At 34.7% G+C, this 15,605-nt stretch carries 14 protein-coding genes; 7 read left to right on the plus strand and 7 right to left on the minus strand.

Annotated features, from left to right (window positions below):
* Window positions 1-28 precede the first annotated feature (28 nt).
* Window positions 29-850, minus strand: coding sequence for a hypothetical protein (locus tag LOK78_RS00870; RefSeq protein ID WP_232633165.1), 822 nt, complete (start codon window positions 848-850; stop codon window positions 29-31).
* A gap of 187 nt (window positions 851-1,037) precedes the next feature.
* Here LOK78_RS00870 and rpsO point away from each other — a divergent pair, with 187 nt between their 5' ends.
* The 5 genes from rpsO to LOK78_RS00895 all read left to right on the plus strand — a co-directional run bounded on the left by rpsO (window position 1,038) and on the right by LOK78_RS00895 (window position 6,805).
* Window positions 1,038-1,307 carry a 30S ribosomal protein S15 gene (gene rpsO / locus LOK78_RS00875; protein ID WP_053971378.1) on the plus strand — a complete coding sequence of 90 codons (270 nt, stop codon included), beginning with the start codon at window positions 1,038-1,040 and terminating at the stop codon, window positions 1,305-1,307.
* 177 nt (window positions 1,308-1,484) lie between these two features.
* Window positions 1,485-3,752, plus strand: coding sequence for a polyribonucleotide nucleotidyltransferase (locus LOK78_RS00880; RefSeq protein WP_232633166.1), 2,268 nt, complete (start codon window positions 1,485-1,487; stop codon window positions 3,750-3,752).
* Window positions 3,753-4,015: 263 nt separating this feature from the next.
* On the plus strand, window positions 4,016-4,822 hold the full coding sequence (gene proC / locus LOK78_RS00885) for a pyrroline-5-carboxylate reductase (RefSeq protein WP_232393954.1): 807 nt from the start codon (window positions 4,016-4,018) through the stop codon (window positions 4,820-4,822).
* 2 nt (window positions 4,823-4,824) lie between these two features.
* Window positions 4,825-5,601, plus strand: coding sequence for a glutamate 5-kinase (gene proB, locus LOK78_RS00890; RefSeq protein WP_053971375.1), 777 nt, complete (start codon window positions 4,825-4,827; stop codon window positions 5,599-5,601).
* Between the two features lie 4 nt (window positions 5,602-5,605).
* Window positions 5,606-6,805, plus strand: a complete 1,200-nt coding sequence (locus LOK78_RS00895) for a glutamate-5-semialdehyde dehydrogenase (RefSeq protein ID WP_232633167.1) — start codon at window positions 5,606-5,608, stop codon at window positions 6,803-6,805.
* A gap of 39 nt (window positions 6,806-6,844) precedes the next feature.
* On the opposite strand, the gene LOK78_RS00900 is transcribed toward LOK78_RS00895, so the two are convergent.
* The 6 genes from LOK78_RS00900 to LOK78_RS00925 all read right to left on the minus strand — a co-directional run bounded on the left by LOK78_RS00900 (window position 6,845) and on the right by LOK78_RS00925 (window position 13,656).
* Complete coding sequence (locus tag LOK78_RS00900; RefSeq protein ID WP_232633168.1) at window positions 6,845-7,210, minus strand: hypothetical protein; 366 nt, start codon at window positions 7,208-7,210, stop codon at window positions 6,845-6,847.
* A gap of 132 nt (window positions 7,211-7,342) precedes the next feature.
* Window positions 7,343-8,260, minus strand: a complete 918-nt coding sequence (locus tag LOK78_RS00905; RefSeq protein ID WP_237692812.1) for a sterol desaturase family protein — start codon at window positions 8,258-8,260, stop codon at window positions 7,343-7,345.
* Window positions 8,261-8,262: 2 nt separating this feature from the next.
* Window positions 8,263-8,877 (minus strand): DUF6134 family protein, encoded by a 615-nt coding sequence (locus tag LOK78_RS00910; protein WP_232633169.1) that lies wholly within the window; start codon window positions 8,875-8,877, stop codon window positions 8,263-8,265.
* Window positions 8,878-9,180: 303 nt separating this feature from the next.
* The gene (locus LOK78_RS00915; protein WP_232633170.1) at window positions 9,181-10,398 is read right to left on the minus strand and encodes a radical SAM protein; all 1,218 of its coding nucleotides are present in this window, start codon (window positions 10,396-10,398) and stop codon (window positions 9,181-9,183) included.
* Window positions 10,391-12,076 carry a hypothetical protein gene (locus LOK78_RS00920; protein ID WP_232633171.1) on the minus strand — a complete coding sequence of 562 codons (1,686 nt, stop codon included), beginning with the start codon at window positions 12,074-12,076 and terminating at the stop codon, window positions 10,391-10,393. Before LOK78_RS00920 ends, LOK78_RS00915 begins: the two co-directional genes overlap by 8 nt.
* Window positions 12,077-12,528: 452 nt before the next feature.
* The gene (locus LOK78_RS00925; RefSeq protein WP_232633172.1) at window positions 12,529-13,656 is read right to left on the minus strand and encodes a helix-turn-helix transcriptional regulator; all 1,128 of its coding nucleotides are present in this window, start codon (window positions 13,654-13,656) and stop codon (window positions 12,529-12,531) included.
* 274 nt (window positions 13,657-13,930) lie between these two features.
* Here LOK78_RS00925 and LOK78_RS00930 point away from each other — a divergent pair, with 274 nt between their 5' ends.
* Together LOK78_RS00930 and rpe are read left to right on the plus strand one after the other, a co-directional pair.
* Window positions 13,931-14,794: a sigma-70 family RNA polymerase sigma factor gene (locus LOK78_RS00930; RefSeq protein WP_053971370.1), complete on the plus strand. Its 864-nt coding sequence runs from the start codon at window positions 13,931-13,933 to the stop codon at window positions 14,792-14,794.
* A 139-nt stretch (window positions 14,795-14,933) separates the two neighbouring features.
* Window positions 14,934-15,596, plus strand: coding sequence for a ribulose-phosphate 3-epimerase (rpe, locus tag LOK78_RS00935; protein ID WP_232633173.1), 663 nt, complete (start codon window positions 14,934-14,936; stop codon window positions 15,594-15,596).
* The last annotated feature ends 9 nt before the right edge of the window (window positions 15,597-15,605 follow it).

The raw sequence follows: 15,605 nt of genomic DNA on the forward strand, positions 1-15,605 counted from the left end.
AAAAGCGAGTCAGTTGACTCGCTTTTTTTTAATAATCAAGCACCACATCGATGACTGTTCCATCGGTCAGGGTAAAAGTGGCTAAATTGTCACAATCTCCTTCCCCAAAATCAAATACACCAGATAAAACAGGTCTTTGGACATCCATAGAGCCACTCACAAAATGACTACATGTTGCCTCCCTTCTTAATGGGTTTAACACTTCATAGCTATAAACATTCCCATTAACAAATGTGGAGGTCCAATAGCCTGAAATCAAATAAACATTATCTGCATAATCCGTGTTCCCGTAGCCTTCAATCCATTCCCTTATTTTCTCCCCTTCTCGATGAATTTGTTGCTCATTTGGCCAAATAACGGTTAGGTTTAAACTATGTGTTGATTGCGGATTTCCATTATCATTGGCAATTTCATAAAGAATGGAAGAATTTCCTTGAACCTGTTTCGCCCCCACATAGAAATCAATCAATTCACATTGTACCAAAACTTGATCTGCATCCGGCAGACTATTCCAATTCATTACTATTTGTCCTTGTAGCACATAACCTTGAAAGGAACAACCATTAGAACCAAAATCCAAAGTCAATTCAGCACTGTTTTGCCCCACCACTAAGGTAGCGGTAGCACATGTAGGCAAACTTGGCGGATTAAACATTCTTCCTTCCTGCATACTTGCGTAATTTTGAACACTGACAACAACAAGATCATTGATTAAATTTTCGGTATGGTCAACTTCTATGGAAAGTGCCAAATTTGAATTATCAGGTTCCACATCATTTGGAATTTCGTCGCCCTCGTTGCACGCTAACATGAATAGGGCCCAAACACTAATAAAAAGTAGTCGTTTCATAAAAATTAGAATTAGTTCAACATAGATTCGTTTCTATTTAACGTATAATTAAGACAATAGCGTATACCGACAGTTCAAAAACGCATTATTTTCAACACAAAAAACTTGTAAATATTAAAAAAGAACTATCTTTGCAGCTTGAAAGAAAGCCTTTCAAATACATAAAAATCATTTAAATAATATTGGAATGTATTTAACCAAAGAGACAAAAGAAGAAATCTTCGCTAAACACGGTAAAGGGAAAAACGATACTGGTACAGCTGAAGGACAAATTGCATTATTCACTTACAGAATTAACCATTTAACAGAACACTTAAAAAAGAATCGTAAAGATTTCAATACTGAGCGTTCTTTGGTAAAATTGGTAGGTAAGCGTCGTTCTTTACTAGATTATTTAGCAAAGAAAGATATCATGAGATATCGTGCGATTGTAAAAGAATTAGGATTAAGAAAATAATCTTATGGAAAGAGGCTTTTATTAGCCTCTTTTTTTTTAAATGGTCTATTTTAGGCCCAACAAAAAGCTGATATAACAGTTTTTCATTGGTAACACACAACACTTCAACAACACAACAACCAATGTTTAACAGTATTTCGCAGTAAACGAATATGCGAAAAACAATGAATTAAATTTATGATTCCACAAACTTTTAGAGAGGTAATTACTCTCGCAGATGGAAGAGAAATTTCCATCGAAACCGGAAAATTAGCCAAACAGGCTCATGGTTCGGTAGTAGTACAAATGGGTAACGCCATGTTACTTTGTACCGTTGTATCTAATTATGATGCAGCAGATGTAGACTTTTTACCGTTAACGGTAGATTACCGCGAAAAATTTGCGGCCGCAGGACGTTATCCTGGAGGATTTTTTAAGCGTGAAGCAAGACCAAGTGATGATGAAGTACTAACTATGCGTTTAGTAGACCGTTGTTTGCGTCCGTTATTCCCAAAAGATTACCATTCTGAAACCCAAGTTATGATTCAATTGATGTCTCATGACGACGAGGTTATGCCTGATGCCTTAGCAGGTTTAGCGGCTTCAGCAGCTATTCAATTAAGTGACATCCCTTTTGAAACACCAATTTCTGAGGTACGCGTTGCTCGTGTGAATGGTGAATTGGTAATCAACCCAAGTAGAGCTCAACTGTCTGAAGCAGATATTGACATGATGGTTGGAGCATCAGCTGATTCAGTGATGATGGTTGAAGGTGAAATGGAAGAAATCTCTGAAGAGGAAATGGCAGAAGCCATCAAATTTGCCCATGAGGCGATCAAAGAACAATGTGAAGCTCAGGTAAAATTGGCAGAAGCTTTTGGTAAAAAAGAAACCAGAGAATACGAACCAGAAGTTGAGAACGAAGAGTTAGAGAAAAAAATATACGATGCTTCTTATGACAAGTGTTTTGCTATCGCAAAAGCGGGATCTTCAAAACAAGAAAGAGGATTGGCTTTTAGTGAGGTAAAAGAAGAAGTCAAGGCGCTTTTCTCTGAAGAAGAGTTGGATGAATTCGGCGGACTAATTTCCAAGTATTTTGGGAAGGCTCAAAAAGAAGCCGTAAGAAACCTAACTTTAGAAGAAGGTTTACGATTAGACGGAAGAAAAACAACTGATATCAGACCTATCTGGTGTGAAGTTGACTATTTACCTTCTACTCATGGTTCTTCAATTTTTACAAGAGGTGAAACTCAAGCTTTGGCAACTGTTACATTAGGAACTTCTAGAGAAGCTAATGTAATTGATTTGCCAACTTTCCAGGGTGAAGAAACATTCTATCTTCACTATAACTTCCCTCCTTTTTCAACAGGTGAGGCAAGACCAATTAGAGGAACATCTCGTAGAGAGGTTGGTCACGGGAATTTGGCGCAACGTGCTCTTAAGAAAATGGTTCCAGACGACTGTCCTTATACTGTAAGAGTTGTTTCTGAAGTATTGGAAAGTAATGGTTCTTCATCTATGGCAACTGTTTGTGCTGGAACGATGGCCTTAATGGATGCTGGTATTCAATTGAAAAAACCGGTTTCTGGTATTGCTATGGGATTGATTTCTGATGGTGAAAGATATGCCGTATTAAGTGACATTTTAGGTGATGAAGATCACTTAGGAGATATGGACTTTAAAGTTACTGGAACGGCCGATGGTATTACTGCTTGTCAGATGGATATCAAAATTAAAGGTTTAAGCTATGAAATATTAGTAAAAGCTTTAAAACAGGCACGTGAAGGTCGTTTGCATATATTAGGTAAATTGACTGATACCATTGCAGAGCCAAATGCTGATGTTAAAGCTCACGCACCTAAGATTATCACTACTACGATTCCTGCTGACCTTATTGGAGCCTTTATTGGACCAGGTGGTAAGAACATTCAAGAACTTCAGAAAACAACTGAAACTACGATTGTTATTACTGAAGATGAAGCAACCGAAAAAGGTATTGTTGAGATTTTAGGTACAAACCAAGAAGGAATTGACAAAGTATTGGCTAGAATTGACGCCATGACCTTTAAGCCTGAAGTTGGAAGCGTTTATGAGGTGAAAGTAATCAAAATGTTAGATTTTGGTGCTGTAGTTGAGTATATGGAAGCTCCAGGAAATGAGGTGTTGCTTCACGTTAGTGAGTTAGCTTGGGAACGTACCGAGAATCCTAGCGACGTTTTAAAATTAGGAGACGTCATCGATGTGAAATATTTCGGAATTGATCCTAGAACCAAGAAAGAAAAAGTTTCTAGAAAAGCCATCTTACCTAAACCAGAAGGTTACAAGGAAAGACCACCTAGAGATAATAATCGAGGAAGAGATAACAGAGGTTCTCGAGATAATAATCGCGGAAGAGATAACAACCGTCGCGACAACCGTCGTGATGACAGAAAACCAAGGGAAGACAGAAATAACGACAACGATTAATCTATTTTTCCTTTATAATTTAAAAGCCTTGAGACATCCTCAAGGCTTTTTTTATTCACCAACCCGACAAGATGTCACCCGACAAACCGACAATTTGAAAAATTCTTTTTTCACAATATGCAAGCATTGACATGAAATTGTGTGTACCTGTTAAGTTTCAGCGTTAAATGTTTAAGGATTCATAATTCTTTAAATTACTCAAATCATTTGGCACTTTCGAACAGTTCTTGTGGCTAATACCGTGTTAAACAATAAAAAACAAAATGAAAGTATTAGTTATTGGAGCAGGAAATATGGGTTTGACCTATGCCGAAGGTATGTCAACCTCAACTTTATTGGGCAAACACCGTCTCAATATTTATGATACTGATCCAAAGAAAATTGAAAGTTTAAGAAAAGAAGGACATTTTAATGTTTATGAAAGCTTGGAGGAGTGCCTTCCATCTTCAGATATCGTATTTATAGCGGTAAAACCTTACCATTGTGAAAGTTTATTTGAAGATATGAAGTCTTTAGTAAACTCTCAGCAAATCTTTGTATCACTTATGGCAGGTGTTACATTACAAACCATTCAAAATCATTTAAATGTTCCAAAAATAGTAAGAGCAATGCCTAATCTGCCCGCTAAAGTAGGTAAAGGAGTGACTTCTTACACTGAAACAGAAAATGTAAGTAAAGTGGAATTAATTGCGGTAAGAAATTTATTAGACACCACAGGGTCTTCCATTCATGTTGACAATGAAACTTTTATAGATGCTTCTACCGGTATTTCAGGAAGTGGTCCAGCATATGTTTTCTATTTCATGCAATCCATGCTCGAAGCAGCCCACAAAATGGGGTTTTCAGATTATGACTCTAGAGTTCTGGTGAGCAACACCTTTGAAGGAGCCATAGAGCTTTTTAATCAATCGGACATTTCGCCTAAATCTTGGATAGATAAAGTAGCCTCAAAAGGAGGTACAACTCAAGCAGCGATAGACTCCATGGAAGATAACAATGTTAAAGAGTTGATTCAAGAAGCCGCATACGCTGCATTCAATAGAGCAACCGAACTTGGTAAAACAAAATAAGAATGGAAGATAGTATTAAAAGAGTCGTAGTTAAAGTAGGGACCAATGTTCTTACCAATAAAGACAATAGAATTTTAGGTCCCGTTCTTAGAGAACTTGTTAGGCAGATAGCTGTTTTATATGAACGTGATATTATGGTTGTTTTGGTTTCATCTGGTTCTGCAATCGCAGGAATGGAAATATTAGGAGACACCAAAATAACCGATAAAGCGATTCGAAGACAAGTTTATTCTTCTGTTGGTCAACCTAGAATGATGAGACATTATTACAGTATTTTTCATGATTACGGTATGCGATGCGCACAGGTTTTGGCCACTAAAAGAGATTTTGATCCTGGAAAGCACAGGCAAAATATGATTAATTGTTATGAAGGTTTATTATCGGAAGGTGTTATACCAATTGCCAATGAAGATGATGCAGTATCCCTTTCAATGTCCATGTTTTCAGATAATGATGAGTTAGCCAGTTTAGTGGCTGAGTTGTTAGATGCCGATAGATTGATTATCTTATCTGATATGGACGGGCTTTACACCGGCCACCCGGACGATGAAAATTCCAAAAAATTGGATGAAGTCAAAGTAGATCAAAATGTTGAAAAATACGTTAAAGAATCTGGAAAGAAAGAAGGAGAAGGACGTGGCGGTATGGCCTCCAAATTGAAAATAGCCAAAGGAACTGCCAAAAAGAACATACCTACCTATATCGCTAATGGAAAACGCGAAAATGTGATTGTAGATATTATTAATGATAAAGAAGTAGGAACAAAATTTATACACTAGAAACATGAAACTAATAAACACAGAGATAAAAAATAAAGTTCTTCAATCGATGATTAACATCTTAGATAAAGAACGAGAACAAATTATTGAAGAAAATAAAAAAGATTTAGAAGCTTTTGATAAAGACGATCAGGCGCTTTACGATAGATTGGTGGTGAACTCATCTAAAGTAGATGGTATGATCCAAGCAGTAAAAGAAGTGATGCAACAAGAGGATCCCGTTGGGCAAACGATTTCTGATATCACTTTAGACAGTGGTTTACAAGTCACAAATAAGACGGCACCATTTGGAACCATTTTAATCATATACGAATCCAGGCCAGATGTCACAATAGAAGCAGCAGTTTTGGCATTTAAGGCCAATAATAAGATTCTATTGAAAGGCGGAAAAGAAGCCATAAACAGTAATTTAATTTTAGAAAAATGTTGGCATAAAGCCTTAGAGGAAAATGGCCTCACCAAAGATTGGATTAGATTACTTCATCTCAAACGAGAGGAAACTCAAGAATTTCTTAGAAATCCATCAGAACCATTAGATTTAATAGTGCCACGTGGCGGGGAACGACTAATTAAATTTGTGAAAGACCACGCTAGTTGTGCCGTACTTGTGAGCGGACGTGGTAATAATTTTTTATATGTTGCTGAAGATGCGAATTGGGAAAAAACTGTTCAGGTGATAGTCAATGCCAAAACGGATAAAATTTCTGCTTGTAACGCTTTGGATAAGGTTTTAATAAGTAAAAACATCCCTAATTATGAGACTAAGGTTAAAGAGTTGCAACAAATATTAACGAATCTCAAAGTCGATATTTTGGTAGATGGCCAAGTTGGTAAAATTTTGACGGATGCTTCCAAAATTCCAAATCAAGATACCTGGAGTGAAGAATTTTTAGCTTTAAAAATTGTCTTGGCCGAAGTTGAAAATTTAGATGAAGGTATCCATAAAATCAACCAATATTCCGGAGGGCACTCAGCCGCCATTTTAACTGAAAGCAAGGAGAAAGCAGCTAAATTTATGGAGCAAGTAGATAGCGCTGCCGTTTATCATAATGCCTCTACCCGGTTTACAGACGGGGGACAAATGGGTGTGGGTGCTGAATTAGCCATAAGCACAGACAAATTACATCATCGAGGACCTTTGGGCCTTAAACAATTGGTCACCAACAAATACTACGTTTTTGGTGATGGACACATCAGAAAATAACTAAAATAGAAAAGCTATCTTCAAGAGATAGCTTTTTTGTTAATAATAATCAATGGAAGAATTAATTTCATTCTCAGTTACTTTTAAAACAATAATACCTCCCACAATAGCTGGACCTATTATGGCAAGTGCTGTAGACAATTTTTTATCCTTGACTTTTATTTCCCGAATTTCTTCCTGTTTTAACTCGTAAATAAACTGATTAGAGCCTTCTTCCTTAACTCCATAGTATTTCCCGTCTTCAATTATAATTCTTTTGAATTTAATGACAGCTCCTGATTTTCCCTGAACTTTGGATGGTAAATTCAGATCAGAAGCAGTTTCTAAACTGACAGGTTTATTTTTATAAACCGTACATGACAGCATCATAAGTCCTAAAGCTAGAATTTGAATAAATGTTTTCATAACTAAAAATTTTAAAATTAAAGTTTAATAATATATTTAACATGTTCCGCTTACTCCAAAGTCCAATAAAGAGGGCAAACGATCTGAAAATTTATTTACAACCTATTTACAGAACAAGCAACTTCTGACCACCTATTCTAATTGCTCTTGCAATTGTTTAACTGTTAAACTTGAACCATCAGGACTCCAACCTGGTGGTCCAAAAACATACATAAAAGCCTGGTGAAAATTTTTAGAAGATTTCACATCTCGCCAAATAGCTATATATCCATGCGTAAGTATATCAAATGGGTTATTAAGATTGGGAGGATGAGTTACCCCATATTCTATTTCAATGGATTCATCATAATCTCTCCAACTCCCAAATATCTTATCGAAAATGGTAAAAATGCCTCCATGGTTTTTATCAAGATATTCTACATTTTTAGAATGATGCACCTGATGGTGTTTGGGTGTAATGAAAACGATATTGAAAAACTTCAGTCTAGGACAAAAAGATGTATGAAGAAAAAACTGATAAACCATTTCGATACCATAACAAAATAAAAGCATTTCTGGATGAAAGCCAATGGCTGGAATCCAAGCATAGAACAAAGGTTTATATAGTTTCGATCCCCAATCCAATCTAAAGGACGTCCCAAAATTGAAATGCTCTGAAGAGTGATGAACTATGTGTGAAGCCCACATAAATCTAATCGTATGGTTCCATCTATGTACCCAATAATGGCTAAAATCATCCAAAAAAATACAAATGCCCCATAAATACCATGCCCAACCAAAGGATTCATATCCCAAAAAATTCATTCTGACCCCGTCTATTTCTAAATTAAATAAGTGATAACTGAAATAAAAAATAGCAGCAGCAGAACCAAACTTGAAAACGAACTCCATTAACAAAACACCCGTGGTCATAAAGGAATTCACCAAGAAATCCTTATAACTGTATACATGATGCAATCCTTTAAGCTTGCAATACAACCACTCCCCCAAGATAAAAAGAAGGAATATGGGGCTTGACCAAAATACTGGATTTGAAAGAACGATTTCCATGATTATTGTTTTATTAATTCTACTTTAAAGAATGTCCCCTTCACTGTTACCGATTGACAAATTCCATTGGAATATTTATAAATATTGTAATCTCCATTAGGAAATTGCACTAGATAGACATGATCTTCTATTTTTTCAATAGGAAGTATACAATGAAATTTATCAGAATAAACCTTTTCAAAACCAGGTTCATTGATGAAAAGAGGAATCAGATTCTGAGGAATTCTTGAAAAGTGAAGCACTTCCTCTTCCCCTTTGTCATTTAATACATACTTCCCATTTTGCCATTGTATGGATTGATTGACTTTAATTCGACTATTAATTTTCCTGAATTGCGAAGAATAGAGCAGTTGTCCTTTGGAAAAAATCACCGAATCTTTCCCAGAGGCAATAAAATTGACAATGAACCGGGCCTGAACTTTGCTTTTGGCTTCATAAAATACCATGTCTCCCTTTTTTAATTTAGAAACTTTCAAAAAGCCTACTGAAGAATCATTCTTGAGTACGTTAAACAGTACCTCTTCCTTATGACTATTTGATTTGTTATTGGGCGAAACAATCACCAACAAACAAAAACAAATCACTTTTATAAAACTGAATTTTAATATAGAAAACATCTTTTTTTGGTTTTGAGATAGTAATGCAATAACCAAAACTACTTAAGATGCTTTTGATTTATTTCCGATTTCATGAGAGCAAGTGAAATTGGGAAGTCCAACGATAATTCCGGACTATCCTAAAACGCCATTTTGGTACTCAGACGGTGTTAGGGAGGTGAATTTTTTAAAACAGGACAAAATGAAGATTTGGATGAAGGACACATCAGAAAATAACTGAAATAGAAAAGCTATCTCTTGGAGATAGCTTTTTTATTCCGATTCAATGACTAGATTCATGTGAGGGAATTTATGGTGCAACTCTTAATTTACTGGACATCCTGTTTGGCTGAGTGCTTGTAAAGATTCTTTATAGTCCTCGTCTAAAATATTACCAATAGCATTATGGCAAAACGAACAGGCATTAATATTTCCATATTGGTCAATATACATGCCTTTTTTACCTCCTAAAAAACAACCTACCCTTCGTTGATAATACTCGTGATAGGTAATCACTGGATAATCTAAATAATTGTTTGAAAAATTATAAGCCTCATATAAAGACTCTAATAGTTCAATATTATCAGGTGACAAGGCCGTTTGTTTGTCCTTATAGTTCCCCACAGGCTTAGACTCTATAAATTGAACATAATGAACCCCTATATTTTTAGCCAAATTCATATATCCTTTCAAATTGTTATTTGAAACAAAATCATTTCTCAAACACAGGGAAAAGGCAACTACCAAGTCATTCTTCAAGGCATTTCTAGCTCCTTTTATAGCCCAATAGTAAGCATCTTTATAATTTCGGAACGCATTATGGGAACTTTCCTCAAAATGATCTAGGCTAATAAAAATCCCTGTGAGACCAGAGCTTTTTAATTTTTTTGCCGCCTCATTAGTTAAACCAAATCCCGAAGTATTGAGCCAAAAGTTTGTTTCTTCTTTGGCTTCTTTCATAAGAGACTCCATAAGGGAAATTTTTAACATAGGCTCCCCCCCTGTAAAGTGAATTTGACATACTCCTAAATCCTGTAACCTTTCAATAATTATCTTAAAATCAGACTCTGTTAATTTATCTCTTTTATTCAAAAACTCTGATGCATAACAATGTTCGCACTGTAACGGACACTTATTGGTGATTGCCAATTGAACATGATTATATCGGTAGGGATTGACATCATTGCTTTTAAAATTTAGAAGTTCAGAACCGATAAATCTTTTAAATATGTTGTCATTCCATCCCGGGGTATACAAGCTCAAATAATACTTTTTATCTACACGGATCATTTTCTTCAACCTAAATGGCCCAAAAAAAGATTTCCTCAATTGAATTAAAAAAACTAGGCTTTTAAACCAATCTAATGGGTTCTTGAAAAGAGAAAAGGCTATAAAAAACAGGGTTGTTTTCAATTTGAAATGAATCCAATTTTTTCTCCACCCCGAAATAATAGGAGATTCGAACTTTTTAACAACGCCATCTTCCCTATCATTAGTTAAAATAACATTCTTCTTCCCTATTAATGATACCTGACTATTCATGGCCTTGTACAATATCAGATTTGTAATTTAAAAACTGGAAATAGTATTCTTCTGAAAACTTAGTAAATGCTTCCTTCTCCCTAAATCTCTTCAATTCTCCAAAATCGGGAGTACCTTTATAATCTCGAATGTAATTGTAGTACCCCCTACTTTTTAAATAAAATGTCTGATTTTCACTTTTATTTTCAACATTGAAAAATACTTGAACCTCGTCACCGATGTTTTCTTGTTTTAAGTAAACTTCATCTTGAGTACCCAATAATTTCGTCACATTTTCACCATAATTAGTAATGGCTTTATTTGGCTGGATAGTTTTTGTTTTTACCGGAAGGTCTTCAGAAAAATCCATTGCCAAGTAATCCAATTCCCAAAACATAAAACCCGTTTCCAATTTCAATTCTACGGTATTAGTGCTTACACCCTTCAATGGAATTGAAACCACTAAATCCCTAGTAGCAAGAGGACCAACCGTTCCCAAATTTTCAACCAATTCCCATCCATTTAGTGTTTTTACACTTACTGCAAGTGGTATGTGCTGATCGTTAAGCCATCTTTCAATTTTATCATATGGTTCATTCTGTTGTTTCTTTTGAAACTCATTATAATAATTCCCAAATTTCTCATTGAATTTTCCATAGATATAATCTAACCAAGGTGAATTTTTGACAGTAAGTACTAACTTGCCATTGGTCACATCTGCCGGTTTTTCAAATTGAAATATCATTTCTCTTGAAGGTGAATCGGATGAACCTACCCCATCAAATTTAAAATCTTTCAAATCGCCTTTTTCCATTATTGGGTCACTAGAAACTCGTTCACCACTTTGCATAACCAACTGGGGCGTTTGTAATTGAGAAATGGTATGAGCCTTTCCTTCTTGATCTATCAAAATTTGGTCAGCTCCATCTGCCTCTAAAACCATTAGATGGACATAGTCCGTATAGTCTATTTCTTTAAGCATATTAGCTATTTTGATTTCAAAAACCCCATCCGAATTAGGTTTAAAAGCTCCCAATGGCAAATAATCATCATGTTGCATATTGGGCGTAATAGTACCAGGGTATAGTTCTCCCGTAAATGCATATCCCTGATCATTTTTCACATATACAAAAGGACAGGAACTTTTCATTGCCAAGGCTACCAGACCTGCAACAAGAAAAACCCCTCCAACAATAGAAACTCCAGTCAAAATGGATGTGACCGTAGATTTAGTTTTATCATATTCATTAAAGGATATTTTGTCCACGTTGTCAAAAGGGATAACAACTTTTGAGTTATATTCAAACGTTCGATTATCCTTTAAATAAAAATGCACCTCAATTAATGGTTTCTGTTTCTTTTTACTGTAAAGGATAGATTTTTTCTTTTCTCTACTCTTTTTATACAAATGTTCACTCGAAATAGACCCAATCTCTCCTGAAAAGGTTTGATTATCCTCATTAACAACCATATTTCTCAGACTCCAGAACTTTGCTCCAGAATGAATAACCACATACTTTTCAGCAGCATTTAGTCGGTTAATTTCATTTGAGACCTCCTCGTTAGAAACCATAGGAACATCCTGAACTTTAAAATAAGAGCAGGATATGGATAGATTAAGCACTGCTAATGACGTCAATATTGACATCCATTTCAAAATGTATTGGGGGATCTTAATTAAACTGCCTGTAGCTTTCATACGTTAAGTTATTTAAATTCCACATCGATCTTTTATAGTCATCAACCCGTAACAATTAAGGAAGTAATTTTATGGTTAACCTAGGGCTGTAAAATTTAATAATGAGAATTTCTAACTATTTCTATAACAAGAGATGAGATAAAGTAGCTGTAGACATTACTCCAATTGATTTGAAGTAATTATTTGGGTCCTTAATTGGGCCAACTGCCCAAATAAAGAGGTTTTAGAAATTATAATTGGTTTCTTAAATATACAACTTTAAAGCAAGTACTTTATTTTTTGTATCCACATTTATTCAGGATAGAATCTTAAAATAAGTATATACAATTCATTCTTTAAGTTTGCTTTAGCTTCTCATAATTATATATAAACAAATCTCGCTTTAATTATTCTTTCAAAATTCCGAAATCATCTGTTTGGACAATATCTGGAAGTCCAACTATAATATTGGACTATACAGAAATACTATTTTGATATTCGGAAGGTGTCATTGCAGTGAATTTTTTAAATGCAGAATAAAAGGTTGATTTTGAGTTGAAGCCACATTCCAAGCCAATTGATATGATCGTATAGTTTTTAAATGCGGGATCTCCCAAGAATTCTTTTGATTGTTCAACCCTGAGAGCATTTATATAATCTGAAAAATTATTGTTACCATAAGTATTGACTAATTTTGACAAATGACTGGAGCTCATCTCAAGATCCTGAGCTAAGCCATTCATGGTTAAATTAGGATCTAGGTATTTTTGGTTATCAACTATAAAGTTGTTGACCTTTTGAAACTCTTGTTCGTGTTTCTCACTTAAATCAGCCGTTACCAAGTTCATTCTTATTGAATTACCCTTTTCAGCTAAGTTTTGCCTAAGCTTCATACGATCCTTCACTACATTAAAACGATAAAGCCCATGATATCCAATCCAATATAAGAGTACAGATGAACTTAATTTCAAAAGGCTGTAAAGCGACTTATCGCCAAAAAAGATATCAAACACTTTAGCCAACATCCAAAAGAGCATAATGAGTGAACCTAGTTTTAAAAATAATTTGATCCAACTTATATCATCAAAACTCAAAATGTTTCGGTATTCATCTTGCCGTTTGAAAACTAAAACACTGCTTTTGTAAAAAACAAACAAACTAAAAGATAAGGTGAAAACATCTTCTATAACAGTATACTTTGCAATAAGATTTTCATCAACCAACCCATCATTATTTTTAACATAAATAATCAAGCAAACCCTAATAAAGACTTGAACCATAAAGACAATTACGGTAAATCTCATAAAGGTTTTCACTTTATCCTCAACCTGCAGGAAATATCTTAAAAAAGAAAAGAAAGCAGGCAATATAAACACATGCCATGGAACTAACATTTGTTTTAAAAAGAAAACATTATTAAAAACCCCATGGTAGGTAATCCATGCCTGTAAATTATTTAAAGCAATGAAAAGAACTGTCAAGTTCAAATAAAAAACAACTTTATGCACATTGCTTTTTGATAACCAAGTAATCAAATTAAATACAAAGGCCTGTAAAACACCCGCAATAAGAAAAAAGTTAATTATTGAATTAAAATCCATTTGGAAATTGACTAGTTAGTTAAAAAAATCCAAGAATTGGAGCCCTTTTCAGTAACTTAATTTACAAAAAAGTATGGTAAATAAATCAATATTAAAATTACATTAAAAAGACAAAATGTTTACAATTCTGATTTTCAAGTAAATAAAACACCCGATTTGTAATTCAAATATTTCAATTCTACTTTATCTCAATTTTTTGTAACATTTTCTTTTGATTTTACGTATAAATAAAAGCATAGCGCATAAACCTTAATATTATTATTCCATTATTTAGATGAGACAACTAAAAATTACGAAGCAGGTTACCAATAGAGAAACTGCATCGCTGGATAAATATCTTCAAGAAATTGGTAAAGTTGACTTGATTACTGCCGATGAAGAAGTAGAATTAGCACAACGTATTAAAGCCGGAGATCAAGTTGCTTTAGAGAAACTAACTAAAGCTAATTTACGTTTTGTGGTTTCGGTAGCAAAGCAGTATCAAAACCAAGGGCTTACCTTGCCAGATTTAATTAATGAGGGAAATTTAGGGTTAATTAAAGCTGCCCAAAGATTTGATGAAACTCGAGGATTTAAATTTATTTCCTATGCTGTTTGGTGGATTAGACAATCTATTCTTCAAGCATTAGCTGAACAATCAAGAATTGTTCGTCTTCCATTAAACAAGATTGGGTCTATCAACAAAATTAATAAGACTTTTGCCTTTTTAGAGCAAGCTCATGAACGTCCACCAAGTGCTGAAGAAATTGCTAAAGAATTGGACATGACTATTAATGATGTGAAGGAGTCTATGAAAAACTCTGGTCGCCATGTAAGCATGGATGCGCCATTGGTAGAAGGTGAAGATTCTAACTTGTATGACGTTTTAAATAGCGGTGAGTCTCCTAACCCAGATAAAGAATTATTACACGAGTCCTTACGCACTGAAATCGAAAGAGCATTGGAAACATTGACTCCGCGTGAGGCCGATGTGATACGCTTGTACTTTGGTTTGGGAAATCAACATCCTATGACTTTAGAAGAAATAGGAGAAACCTTTGATTTAACTCGTGAACGTGTTAGACAGATTAAGGAAAAAGCGATTAGAAGACTAAAACATACTTCAAGAAGTAAAATATTAAAAACCTATTTAGGTTAGTAATTTTAATAAATTACGACTATATTACCAGCACAACAGTTACAAAACATAACTGTTCGTTTTTTGATTGATGAAAGAACCCTCGGAGTGATGACCGAGGGTTCATTTTTTTATCCTATTTTTGCAAAAAATTTATTAAATGGACTCAAAAATTATAGCACCCTCACTTTTAGCCGCAGATTTTGCAAATCTTCAAAGAGATATTGAAATGGTTAATCAAAGTGAAGCCCAATGGTTTCACATTGACATTATGGATGGTGTCTTTGTTCCTAATATTTCATTTGGCATGCCAGTTTTACAAGCCATCTCTAAGCACGCTAAAAAACCATTGGATGTCCATTTAATGATAGTTGATCCAGACAGATATATCAAAACTTTTGCTGATTTAGGAAGCACCAATTTAACAGTGCATTTTGAAGCCTGCACACATCTACACAGGACTTTGCAAGCCATTAAGGCAGAAGGTATGAAAGCTGGTGTTGCCTTAAATCCGCATACCAACATTAATCTTTTAGAAGACATCATTAACGACATTGATTTAGTTTGCTTAATGAGCGTTAATCCAGGTTTCGGAGGCCAAAGTTTCATTGAGAATACATACCATAAAGTTTCTCAATTAAAAGATTTAATTGACCGTAAAGGTGCTAAAACTCTAATAGAGATTGACGGAGGCGTTACCAATCAAAATGCTAAGGAACTTATTGATGTTGGAGCAGACGTATTAGTAGCTGGAAGTTATGTTTTTAAAAGTGACAACCAACTTAATACCATTAAAGACTTAAAGAAACTTGCCAATTCCTAAAGCTTTGTC

Origin of the sequence: Mangrovimonas futianensis (assembly GCF_021245805.1) — a bacterium.
Lineage (GTDB): Bacteria > Bacteroidota > Bacteroidia > Flavobacteriales > Flavobacteriaceae > Mangrovimonas > Mangrovimonas futianensis.